A 12143-nucleotide genomic window follows, 5' to 3' on the forward strand; every position below is an offset into this window, starting at 1 on the left:
AACCTTTTTAGATCAGAGGAATACGCAGTCGCCGACCAACTTGGGCAGTCAATTCATCAGGGTGCATAACGTTGTTAGCATCGCATAAATGCCAAAAAACTTCCGGGTCATGAAGATAATTTGCAGTGATATTATCTAGGCGATCGCCTTCGCTGACTTGATGTTCTTGAAAAATTTCAAACCTCTGTGATGAAGGTAAAAATCTGCGTCTGAGGTAACTGATAGTTTGATTTGATGTTGTTTGCCACTTGGCAATTTCTATATCGTAGTAACGACTGCTTTCAGTAAACATTTTACTCTTTTTTATTTTACAACTAAAAACCTATATTTACCGAGATATTTTTGAGAAGTTTATAGATGAAATAATTCATGATTAAAGATAGCCAAGTTTATAAGAAAGAAGCAACTGTCTTGATAACAGTCGCAGCCGTGTTTACCTTAGCTAGAAGCTCTTTTTGCTTGTGATAGACTCTGAACAAGCTGCTGCCTTTATGGTCAAATCTCAAATCATTTGTGCTTAATACTTGCATACCTAAACTGACTTTGGCACGAATGGGATTTAGTTTAGAATCGAATGCTTCTTCGGTAATGCTGAACTCAGAGAGACGTACTGGCATTACACGATTGAAGCTCCATATAAATACACTTAAATCCGCCTCATTTGGTAAGATTTCTAAAACACCTGTACGGGCGAGTTGATTGTTTGTCTTAATTTGGCTACTTGTAGGATAGATAAGGGTTTCTAGGGCTGCTAATTGAGGGTATATGCCAAACAACACTGTATCTGGATTTTTTGTAGGAAACTCCAGTTGATCTGTAGCATCAATTTCTGCGTCTAGTTGAATAGTCTCTAGCGGTGGTGCAACTAGACGCAAAGCTTCTAGGCGATCGCTTCCTTCAGAACCCGCACCTCTTACCTGTAAAGTGCGTCTGAGTGTTTCAGGATTGTATTGCAATAGGATTATTCCTTTGGGGAGAAAGGTGACAGCATCAAGGATAGCGATCGTTCCTTTTAATAAACGTGGCGCACCAGGAAAGTGGGACATAAAATTATTCCTAAATCATTTGTGGTTTTTGGTACTAATTATTGAGATCGCGTAGCTCAAGGCAAATTTTTAAATTGGTGATCGCATAGTCAATAAGAGTACAAAAAATTGTGTCTCTACAAATTTTTATCAAGTACCTTTTGTTGTCATATTTGTAGTAGTAAAGTATCCCGTACCAGAATACAAAGGAATGGGGTCTGGTATTGCTGGTGTTACTGGTGTTGGCGGTATTTGAGCTGGTACGATAACTTGAAATCTCGCTATGAAGGTAGTACCTTTGAGCAATACTGCTTTTCGGGTAGATTTAACTTTTCTAGCTTTTTGATTGATGGCTAAGGATTGAATGGAAAGTGTTCCTGTACCAGGGGTGATATTTGGCGGACTTATGTAAGAACAACCAGGTACAATAACTTTTTTCTCGTCACCAACAACGCAAATATTTTTTTTGTTAACTGTTGGTATGGCAGTACCTTTTAAAATGAAAGGACGCACTACAACTATTGCTTTGCCAAAGATGGGGTTGAATATGGCTTGATCGCCAGTGATGAGAATAAAGTCTAACATCAGCTTTTTGGTAAGAGAATAAAAGATTAGTTCGAGTTTGCTATGGGAGCGATCGCACCCTCATCAACCTTCATACATTGGCGATCGCATTACTTTTAAGACTGTTGCTACAAGAATTAGTGATCGCACTTGTCAGATGAGGCGATCGCACGCTCATCAACCTTCATATATGGGCGATCGCTTTGAGGTCAGGTTGAATGAGTAAACAATGGCGCGATCGCACGCTCATCAATATTTCTACGTAGGCGATCGCATTTCCTTTTTACACAGTCACAACAAGAGCTTGGAAGAAGAGGCGATCGCACTTGCTCAACCCGACTACATAAGCGATCGCATTCCTTTTTACTAGTCATGGTTTCATCCCTCGATATACTGTTTGTGCAATTTGTTGCGCCATTTGGGTAGGATTCGATCCAGGCTTTACTTGAATAGCACCACTCGGCACATGAGACACTACCCCACCAGCCTGCCAGTTATCTGGTATACCTTCTGTTCTCAGCAATCGCGCCAATTCTGCCTCCACCGCCCCTTGCAACTTTCGCCCTTGACTGGGAGAAATAGATACTCCTTGTAAAACCAGCTTTTCTATATCTATATTGATATTCATACCCTTACCCCAGTTGGTACTAAAACCCGAAAATCCGCCTCATTCACAGGTCGATCCAATTTTCTAAACTCAGTCTGCGCTGCTGCTAACACCAACGCCATTGTCACATCTGTACCCCCTTGCGCCGCCAAAAAAGCTGCATTTAAAGCCACATTGTGGATACTTGCACCTGTCAAATTCAAACGTGCCAAACGGTTAAAATCTAAATCCTCAATTGGTGTCTCTGGTGGAAACACCTTTTCCCACATCACCTGACGTTCCGCCACACCAGGAAAGGAAAAATTAACAATAAAGCGCAAGCGGCGCATAAAGGCATGATCCAGCGAACTCTTGAGATTGGTTGCCAAAATCGCCAAACCGCGATAAGCTTCCAACCTCTGCAACAGATAATTCACCTCAATATTCGCGTGGCGGTCATGACTATCCCTCACCTCAGAACGTTTGCCAAACAAAGCATCCGCTTCATCAAAAAACAGAATCGCCCCGCCATCTTCCGCCGCATCAAATAAACGACGTAGATTTTTCTCCGTTTCTCCGATATATTTATTGACTACCGCCGACAGGTCAATCCGATAGAGATTGAGTTGCAAATCATTAGCAATCACCTCTGCTGCCATCGTCTTCCCCGTCCCGCTTTCCCCCGCAAACAAGGCGCTAATCCCCATGCCCCGATTCATGCGGTTGTGAAAACCCCACTGTTGATAAACTAGGCTGCGCTGCCTAATTTGGTCAGCAATTTGATGCAGCAAATTTGTCTCTTCTGGTGCGAGAACAATATCATCCCAAGTTGCTTTCGGGTCGAGGCGTTGGGCTAAAGTATCCAACTGCGGACGAGTACTAGCAAGACAAGCTGACCACAAACGATTTTGGATTTTAGATTTTGGACTTTCCTGCGGAACGCTACGCGTAGCTTGCTTCTCCAAAGGAATACGACTACGGTTCCGTCGAGCAAAGTCGAGATGCTCAGTCGAACGATTTTGGATTTCAGAGTTGGGTGTTTCAGTTAGAACTTGCTGGGCAATCTGCTCAATCTTGACTAAATTGAGGTTAAACTGACTCGCCAGAAGTTGCGGATTACTATCTGCGATCGCACCCAATGCCAAGTTCCAAGTTGCTTGTTGCTCAGAAGGTGTAGGCTTTTCCACATCCACTACAATTGTTGGCAGTCCCAAATTCTGCCTAACTTCATGAGTGCTAAGGAAAAGTAGACCACCGCTACGGTTCAGAAACCGATGCAGAGGTAGCGCTTGTCCTTCCATGTTTGGTTTACCGTCAACCTCCTGGGCATCTAAATACAGGGCAAGCGGCAATAACAAACTTTCCCGATGCCATAAACGAGCAACTGTCTCTAACTCTCCCGCCTGAGTGGGCAATAATTCCACTGGCAAACGGTAGACATATCTATCTAGTTGGGCTGCTACCTGTTGGGCTATTAGTTGCTTGCTGAGGGAATCTGCCCCTACTAGCTGAATAACTGGTAAACGTTGTTCTTTATATGTTTGGCGAAGTTGCTGAATAATTGTTTCGACAACAGCATTTTGGGATGATGGTAATTTTACACCCCATTCTTCTGTTTCTAGTGGCATGAGTAATGATGCCAAGCGATCGTCTAAAGAATTTAATCCTTTAACATAATTTAATATACGTTCATCTACCCGTAAACCACTCGTAGTCAGAGGTTGAACTCCTGACTGATGAATTTCAATTAATCGCCAGTAACGCAAAGGTCGTTCCCAACAAAGGGCATCCCAAGTAGGTTCATCGAATAATGATAAAGCTAAGGCAAAGGTAGGATAAGGCTGGTGAGAATTATCTGAAGCTTTGGTGCAAAGACGCGCTATACCTGGATCTAATTCCATTGCAATGCATAACAGTAAGACCTGTTGTTCAAAGTCAGATAAATCTAACTTTTGGCTTAATAGAACTAGTGCTGTGGATGGATTCATCCCTTCCACTATTGCCATTTCTGTGACTTTAGGCTTTTCAATATCAGGTAACTGTGCAAACTCAGACAAACGCCAGCGTAGCCAAGCCAGTTCATTTGCTAAGTATTCTTCATTGTTTGCTCTCCAAGAATCGAGGTTGTTCATAAAATCACCACCTTCTGGTTCTGGTCGAAAACAGGCGGTGTCACTGTGCGATCCACCAGCAAACTATCTACTCCATCAATCCGCACTCGTACAAAATACTCACCCGGTGTAACACCTGCAATCCGAAACTCCAGCCTATCTGTTTGATTTGGATGTGGTTGAGCTAGCACTTCGCGATCGCCTAACAATAACGCCACCCTTTGTCTTGGTCGCACTTGGGGGCTTAAAATCAGAGTGAGGGTTACTTCGCCATTAGCGTCTGCTGTTACCTCTCGTGGTATAATATCCAAGATTTTTGGTGCTAAGGCAAAAGATAATTCATTGGTAGTCCGACTTGGTTCGCCAGTTCGCGTTACTTTGACTACCACGGTATAAAAACCCGCCGCCAAGTTTACAGGCTCATCAGGTAATTGGACTCTAATATCTGTTGCTATTCTCTCTGCTAAAGGTGGCAATTCCAGAGAAATTTCTAACCGAATATTTGTAAAAGATATAACTACATTTTCAGCATCTAAGTGAAAACCATTAAGAATCAAAATATCGCCTAATCTGGCGCTAGCTTGCTGGTTAGGCAATTGCAGAGAAACCAGTGTGGGTAAGGGTGACGATAGGTTTGATTGCAGAATTGGGCCGCGATCGCTAGACTGACGCTTGATAATTGGTAGCGGAGTTTTTGCAGGTAAGCTACTCTCAATCAGCACTACTGACACTTCATAAGCAGCAGAAACTCGATAGGGTACTTGAAAAGTTGACCAGAGATTAAACACCTCTTCCACAGATAGCGGTTGATAATCAATTCGCAACTGTTCTTCTTGTAAGTCAAGGTCGTATTCAGTCGGATCGGTAGTAGGCAAGGCTGCCCTAATATCCGCAGAAGTAATCATAGGATGGTCATTAAAAACACTCATAGCCACGCCTAACAGACGATGACTCGTAGGTTCTGGGAAGTCATCATTTTGGGCGTAAGCAGTCAGTAGGTAGTAGAGGTTCAACGGCAAAAGCTGGTGTCCTGTTTCACCCGGCTTCACTTGAGAAGGAATATCCATATTCCGCCAAGCCGGGTTTATTTGAGTATCGTAGAGAAATAAATTAACTTGATCGCCACTACTAACAGTATTATCTCGTACTTTATCTAATGGTCGTGTCGTCACAGTGATTCCCCCCGAACTCTCAACATCAAACCTTTGCTGTAGCAAGTGACGCAATGTAATTGTGACAGCCGCAATAGCTAAAGCGTTGCTCATCGCTTACCTCCTTCTGGCACGTCGTTGCAAGTATTCATTCAAACTCATCACAGATGTTGCTGTCCGGGGCTTTGGTCGAGGCGGAGGTGGTGCTGGGGCTGCGCTGCGAATTTCTAACCGACCAATTGTGACTTGAATCTTAGGTGGTGTATCCAAACCCACTGGCGATCGCTTTTGGACTTTTTTGCTACTAGCTGCAATGACTGACAAATTTTTTACAGTGAGGTCATTGATAGGCTGAGATAGCGGTCTGAAATCAGATTCCTCTAGTTGCCTAAAGTAGGAAGAACCCACATCATCTTTGCCTCTATCCGCAGACATAGATAAATTAGGGGATGCGTTCTGGGGTAATATTAAGTTTTCAACTGGGCTGGTCAATATACCGTGATTACGATTAATTTGCTGGCCTTGCATATTTGCAGGATGATGGGCGTAATTAACGTTCATCTCTCCCCCAACTTGCCCCAATTCATCCCACTGTTCGACAACGCCAATTTTCTGGATACCAATATGTTGGCGCTTTTTAAATCTATCCGCAGACATAGAGAGGTTAGGGGATGGGTTCTGGGGTAATATTAAGTTTTCAACTGGGCTAATGAATATACCTTCATTGGGATTAATTTGCTGGCGTTGCATATTTGCGGGATGATGGGCGTAATTAACGTTCATCTCTTCCCCAGCTAGCCCCAATTCATGCCCCTGTTCGACAACACCAATTTTCTGGATATCAATATGTTTGCGATCGCTCTTATTATAGTTTTGTAAGCCGACTTCCTGAGCAGAAGCTTTTTCTCTACGGAAATCAGACAAGTGAGAGTCAGAAAAGTTGACTTGTGATTGTATGTCAATTCCTGGGGTTGAAGGATGTAAAGCAGGAGTTGGTATTATATCTGAATTAATAGCAGTTAGCTGAGTTATCGGTTGTGAAGCGATAGATGATGATAGATTATTTACGAATGGTGCAGTAGAACTGTTTGTCTCAAGCGAAGATAGTTTAGCAGAAGCATCTGCGACAATTGGCTGTATTGATGAAACATTTTTGTGGACAAACCTCTGCTGATTTTCTGGCACATTAGACGTAAGTTTTTTCTGGGGTTCGGCAATTGTTTCTGTAGCAATTGTAGGTGTTAAGCTCTGTTTGTCTGAATTCGCTAAGGTACTATCAATAGTAGATGCGTTAGCGGAGCTTACCGTACCCCTACGGGGAAGCAAATTATGCGTAGCGTCTCGTAGAGAAGGTATCGCTCCATGTTGTACTTGAAGTTGAATTACAGGATTTAAGGCGGAAATGCTAGTGTCCATAGTTGGCACAGGTGTTAAAAGTAGTACCCCCTCGCTTGCAGGTGCGTAGGCATTGGCGTAGCCTCTCAAAGAGTTGCCCGTCGTAGACATCGCTGTTGGTTCTTCTATAATCTGACTTGATAATATTTCTGAAGTTGATATATTTCTTGTTTGTAGCGATCGCTTTTGTGGTAACTCAGGTATAGGTTGTTCCTGTAGTTGAATTACAGTAGAAGCGGGAGTACTAATTTCCACTGCTAGCACAGGTGTTAAAGGCAAAACTTGACCAGTAGCAGGTGCGTAGACGTTGGTGTAGCCTTTCCAAGAGTTTCCCATCGTAGACATGGCTGTTGATTGTGATTGAAGTTGAGGAGGAAAGTCCTCAGAACTTTCGACTTGTGGTAACTGAGAATGGATAATGACTGGATTAATTTCTGTAGGTTGCTTATGTAAGTTTTCAGTTGCAGATTTTCCCTGTTTTTGAACACTAGGAATTGATATAATAGTGCTGGTTTCTGCTTGATTTTGCAGGAGATATTGCTTCAAATACAATACATTTTGTAAAAGATTAGGAGAAACTTCTTGATTAATTTCAATTGATTGGTTTTTTAATAATTCAGTTGTAAGTTCTCCTAATTTTTTACCAACTAACTTTGAGACAGGAGTATTGTTTTCCTTTGCAATCGCAGTCCTTGAAATTGCGGGATTGAGATTTTGTAAAGAAAATATTTTTTCTTGAGGAGTAAAGGAAAACATTACTGTCTTTGTTGGGTTTTCGGAGAAATATGTTTGCAAATCTGACTTTAAAGGTGATTGCAAAGATAAACCTAGACGATTGATTTTAATTAGTTGCTGGGGGAAAGATTTAAGTGGAATCTGCCTCTTTTCAAAGATGGGGTTAGAGAGAGAAGTATTTGATTCTGTGTTGTGTACAGAAACGAGATGATTCGATAGGGAAGTCTTTGTTTGTGGCACAAGTGCAGACTTCAATAGCTCTGTGTTAGGATTAGGTACTATTTGATTTGTAGTCGATGAAAATCTTTCTAATTCTACAAAACGTTGAGTTATCAATCGTTCCCAGTTTACTATATTTGAAGTTTGGACAGAAGAAACAACAGGATTAATTTTAGTTAGTTGTTTCTGTGATAACTGACCAGGAACCAAATTTAGTGTGGTAGTGCTTGTTTTTTGCTCTGAGTTTGAAGGTTGGACAGAAGAAACAACAGGATTAATTTTACTTACTTGTTTCTGTGATAATTGAGCAGGAGCAAAAGTTGGTGGAGTACTACTTTTTTTTTGCTCTGGGTTTGAAGTAAATTGCTGATTATTAGTGCTGATTTGAGTCAGAACTGAATCTAAAAAAGGCCAATTGGAGGATAATTCTAAGTCAGGCTTTTGTGTCAAATTAGGAATTGACTTTAGTATTGGTTGGGAAGATTGAACAGGTGTTGAAGTTAAATTAGTTAACAGGGGGTTAGTTATCTCTTCAGATATTTGCCCTATTGTTGCAGGCGATCGTTTCTCCAACAACTGCACAATGTCAAAATTGGGAAATTTTTCCGCTTCTGATGTTGTTTCTAACTCAGTTGAGTCTGTGGTAATCGATGGCTCCCAGTCAAGGTTAGACTCTGGTAACGGTTCAAAGACTGATAAGACAAGAGGTTGAACTGTATCGATTAAGTTAAAGCTTTTAGCTACCAAATGAAAGAGATAATTGCTCATCAGTCCGTCACCATCTCTAAATACAATTGTCGCCGTCTGGGACTCATCGCCAAAATATCAGCTTCACGCCAACTGTAAGCAGCAGCCAAAGTATGTACCTCTCGCAACACTCGAAATCCCCAAGCGTTAATCTCAGCCCAGAAGAACGACACAATGTCAAATAATGATTGCCATTGGTGGTTGCAAGCGGAACAGGAAATATCAATTGGCACATTTGCTTGAGGATCAGCTTGAGCCATTTGGGTAATAATTGCATCTCTAGCATGAGATGGTAATTGCTGAAACAGCAGATATTCGCCGTTACACACTGCTTGCAAAATACAGCGTTCTAATAAAATCTCTTGAGCAATCTCTGGCTGTTTGTGTTCAGCGATCGCTATCATATCTAAACTGTTTGGTAGACGAAAACTCACCTGATAATCAGCAAGCTCAAGACAATATTTCTCAACTGGTTCAAGTGAGAGTGGTGCTACACGAATATCTGCAATATCAAAATTGAGTTCCAAGACTTCACCACAGTTTGGACAGGTGACTTGACTAACCAGTTGTGAACCAAATGTCCACTCCCGCAATGTCAGCAGCATAGCATCACGCTGACCGAGACTGAGTTGAGTAAGCATATCTATGGAGGTTTCAGGACAAGAACTAGCTAGTAGCTTGATTGCTTTAGACCAAGATGGCTGATTAAGTCCCCACTCCCAGATATTTAACAGTTCTGAGGCTGATAGCGATCGCATATAGGAATCGTATAGTTAGTTTCCTGCTGGTTAAACAATTAAATCTTGATTAACTAAGCCGATTTAATCATCAAGCACGTTCCCAACCTTCGTTCTCTATCTTTATGTACTCGATAGCGACAGCATTAGCACTAGCATCTAGGTCTGGTAATGCTTGATATTCTGAAACCCAGCAACCAAAAATGTTATATGAAGTCGCTTTCTGACCAGCTTCATCACGAACCTCAATAGTGATATCTTTACGGAAATCTGCCAGAGACACTTCTGGACTACCACCAAGCGCCCAGACTTTGTTTGCCCATTGTTCAAAATCAGGATCTTTGCTAACACCTCGTTCTAAGGTGATGGCATCGTACTTGCTTTGTCCTGGAGACTTATAGACAGTGCTAGGGTCGCCACCTGTACGGTGTTCTATGACCTCAGTGGTTCGCTTCAAACCACTGACTTTACTTACCCCAGCCACGTCTTTACCAGCGAATTTCACAACAAACTTAAAGTTTTTGTAGAGGTCTAAACGTTTACCTGAAATAGAAGGCATATATTTCTCCTTAAACTGCTATTTGTCCGGCTATTTGCTGAATCTTGAGAATGACAAATTCAGCAGGTTTGAGAGGAGCAAAACCAACAATGATATTGACAATTCCTAAGTTAATATCATTTTGGATTGTTGTTTCCTTATCACACTTCACAAAGTAAGCATCTTCCGGCTTACGACCTTGAAAGGCTCCTTGAAGGAAGAGAGTGTGCATAAAAGCTCCAAGATTCAAGCGAATTTGCGCCCACAACGGCTCGTCATTTGGCTCAAAGACAACCCATTGCGTACCGCGATAAAGACTTTCTTCCAAGAAAAGCGCGAAACGGCGAACCGGAATATACTTCCATTCATCCGTAAGACGGTCATCTCCATTCCGCGTCCGCGATCCCCAAATCACACGACCATAAGCTGGTAGAGTTCGCAAACAATTAATTCCTAGAGGATTCAATTCCCCATTGTCTGGATCTGTTAGAGGTACACTCAATTGTGGTACACCTGTCAATGTTGCTTCTGTACCTGCTGGAGCCTTCCACACACCACGTTGAACATCAGTTCGAGCAAATACACCCGCGATCGCACCACAAGGAACAAATTCTTCTATTTGATTTTCCCGTAAAGGATTTGGCTGCTTGATTCGAGGAAAGAAAACACCAGCATAACTAGTTGGTTCACCAAGATCGTTCTGAATACCAGCTTTGGCCTTATCCTTATCAGTCCAAGTACTGGGCGGATCGATGATAAAAAACGCTCGTCGGGTTTGGCAAAATTTTGCTGCTGAATCAACTAAAGAGTCATAATCTATATTGCCATCATTTTTATAAGGCGGAATACAAAGCATATTAAACAGGTCGGCTTTATTTAAAGCGTAAAGACCCTGTTTATTTGCTTCTTTATTTGTCCCTGTGAAGTCGTTCACATCTAGATCGTCACCATCCGCACCGCTGTTTGGTTCCGCTTTGGTATTTGTATCGTTATTATCATCCCACAATCTTTTATCAGGTGCGGGTTGAGCATGAGCAGCTGGTCTGTCTGTTGGCAGAGATTCATCTCTAAATCGAACGAAATAAGATTCATTCAACAAAACTTTATCTACTCGTCTTGGATGATTTGGCAGCACCGATACGTTGCGAAATACTTCTAATTGACTTGTATTTTGATCCAGAACTGTAATGTTGAATAGTTTTTGCTCATTTGCGTCACGTCTGACATTAGTATCTACATATTCAATCCGCACTTTCAAAGCATTTCCCCAACTGCCTTCATTCGCTGCTTCTAAGTTAAGACCATTCACATTTAGTTGTGCTTTCTTAGCTGTCGGTTCAGTTTCCCCTGAAGTTTGACCTTCTGCTGGAGCTTGCCCTTCTGCCTGTTTCAACTTGGAGTGAGTGAGTCGGACAATAATTGCTTGGCTACCACCGTTGAGATAAAAATCTCGTACAGCATAGCCAAGGGTACTATTCAGCCACAATCCTCCAAAAATGCGTTCAAAGTCGCCATAACTGTTAATAGTAATCGGCTCGTCTACAGGGCCTCGTAAGGCGCGACCAATAAAGGCAGTAATAGAGGTAGATACGCCTGTAATCGTGCGTACTCCACTCGGAATTTCTTCTACGTAAACGCCTGGATAAGTTGGTTGTATGGGCATTGTTCGTTCTCTGATTAAGAATTAAAACCTACAAATTGACAAAATAGTCAACTTTTAAATAAAAAAATTAAGATAGATTGTAAATTTTAATATCAGTAATAAGTTATTCGAGCAAGTAAGCCAAATTCGTATTAGATATAACATTGCAGCGAATTACTTTTAATATTAGTTGTCTCATCAGCTCTGAAACTCATAAAACTCATCCCATAACTCATAGTAAAACTCATGAAAAATAACATTTTTAAATAGGAATGTTACTAAAATAACTTGTAACTAAGTACCTTGACTCTCAATAATTGCATAGGGTCATAAATAAGAGTGAGTTTTAAACCAAAAGCTTGAGCTTTTTTCTTCAGGTTATTAAGTAGGCGCTCTCAATACTGTTACTCATAAAGATTTGTTTACTTTCTAAAAGCTTATTGTCACTCTTTAGGAACAGACCAGAGTTTGATGGTTTTGTCGGCACTGCTGCTGGCTATCATGTTTCCATGCGGTCTGAAAACTACTGACCGCACGCCTCGCTTATGCCCGATCAAATTCTCCAAGAGTTTGCCTTCAGGCAACCCCCATAACTTGACAGGGTTAGCGCGTCTCAAACCCTATTGACAGGTAGATTCTAGGAGAGTATTGAGTTTGGAAGAGCCGCAGCCAAAATAGAAACCATATACTGAT

General features: G+C 41.7%; 13 protein-coding genes. 2 read left to right on the top strand and 11 right to left on the bottom strand.

From position 1 onward, the window contains the following. Window positions 1-7: 7 nt before the first annotated feature. The 3 genes from V7K25_RS17850 to V7K25_RS17860 form a co-directional block, all read right to left on the bottom strand. Window positions 8-292, bottom strand: coding sequence for a LysM domain-containing protein (locus tag V7K25_RS17850; protein ID WP_335159862.1), 285 nt, complete (start codon window positions 290-292; stop codon window positions 8-10). 97 nt (window positions 293-389) lie between these two features. Beyond that, window positions 390-1046 carry a hypothetical protein gene (locus V7K25_RS17855; RefSeq protein WP_335159863.1) on the bottom strand — a complete coding sequence of 219 codons (657 nt, stop codon included), beginning with the start codon at window positions 1044-1046 and terminating at the stop codon, window positions 390-392. A gap of 129 nt (window positions 1047-1175) precedes the next feature. Further along, the gene (locus tag V7K25_RS17860) at window positions 1176-1610 is read right to left on the bottom strand and encodes a hypothetical protein (protein ID WP_292789439.1); all 435 of its coding nucleotides are present in this window, start codon (window positions 1608-1610) and stop codon (window positions 1176-1178) included. A gap of 37 nt (window positions 1611-1647) precedes the next feature. Between V7K25_RS17860 and V7K25_RS17865 the strand changes: the two genes are divergently transcribed. Together V7K25_RS17865 and V7K25_RS17870 are read left to right on the top strand one after the other, a co-directional pair. Next, on the top strand, window positions 1648-1815 hold the full coding sequence (locus V7K25_RS17865; protein WP_335159864.1) for a hypothetical protein: 168 nt from the start codon (window positions 1648-1650) through the stop codon (window positions 1813-1815). A 3-nt stretch (window positions 1816-1818) separates the two neighbouring features. Continuing rightward, window positions 1819-1959 (top strand): hypothetical protein, encoded by a 141-nt coding sequence (locus V7K25_RS17870; protein WP_335159865.1) that lies wholly within the window; start codon window positions 1819-1821, stop codon window positions 1957-1959. Here V7K25_RS17870 and V7K25_RS17875 read toward each other — a convergent pair whose 3' ends face one another. From V7K25_RS17875 to V7K25_RS17910, 8 genes are all read right to left on the bottom strand, one after another. Beyond that, window positions 1960-2217, bottom strand: coding sequence for a hypothetical protein (locus V7K25_RS17875; protein WP_335159866.1), 258 nt, complete (start codon window positions 2215-2217; stop codon window positions 1960-1962). After that, entirely contained in the window at window positions 2214-4307 is a 2094-nt protein-coding gene (locus V7K25_RS17880) for an ATP-binding protein (RefSeq protein WP_335159867.1), read from the bottom strand. Before V7K25_RS17880 ends, V7K25_RS17875 begins: the two co-directional genes overlap by 4 nt. Continuing rightward, entirely contained in the window at window positions 4304-5551 is a 1248-nt protein-coding gene (locus V7K25_RS17885; protein ID WP_335159868.1) for a DUF4255 domain-containing protein, read from the bottom strand. Before V7K25_RS17885 ends, V7K25_RS17880 begins: the two co-directional genes overlap by 4 nt. Window positions 5552-5554: 3 nt before the next feature. Next, window positions 5555-8554: a hypothetical protein gene (locus V7K25_RS17890; RefSeq protein ID WP_335159869.1), complete on the bottom strand. Its 3000-nt coding sequence runs from the start codon at window positions 8552-8554 to the stop codon at window positions 5555-5557. Then, on the bottom strand, window positions 8554-9291 hold the full coding sequence (locus V7K25_RS17895) for a T4 family baseplate hub assembly chaperone (RefSeq protein WP_335159870.1): 738 nt from the start codon (window positions 9289-9291) through the stop codon (window positions 8554-8556). The genes V7K25_RS17890 and V7K25_RS17895 overlap by 1 nt, the downstream gene beginning before the upstream one ends. Before the next feature lie 70 nt (window positions 9292-9361). Further along, a complete protein-coding gene (locus V7K25_RS17900; RefSeq protein ID WP_334732402.1) occupies window positions 9362-9829 on the bottom strand; it encodes a phage tail protein in 468 nt (155 codons plus the stop codon). Window positions 9830-9839: 10 nt separating this feature from the next. Continuing rightward, window positions 9840-11471, bottom strand: coding sequence for a phage tail sheath family protein (locus V7K25_RS17905; RefSeq protein WP_335159871.1), 1632 nt, complete (start codon window positions 11469-11471; stop codon window positions 9840-9842). A 422-nt stretch (window positions 11472-11893) separates the two neighbouring features. Next, window positions 11894-12067 (bottom strand): WD40 repeat domain-containing protein, encoded by a 174-nt coding sequence (locus V7K25_RS17910; RefSeq protein WP_335159872.1) that lies wholly within the window; start codon window positions 12065-12067, stop codon window positions 11894-11896. Window positions 12068-12143: the final 76 nt, after the last annotated feature.

It is taken from the genome of Nostoc sp. (assembly GCF_036919495.1).
Taxonomy (GTDB): Bacteria; Cyanobacteriota; Cyanobacteriia; order Cyanobacteriales; family Nostocaceae; genus Nostoc.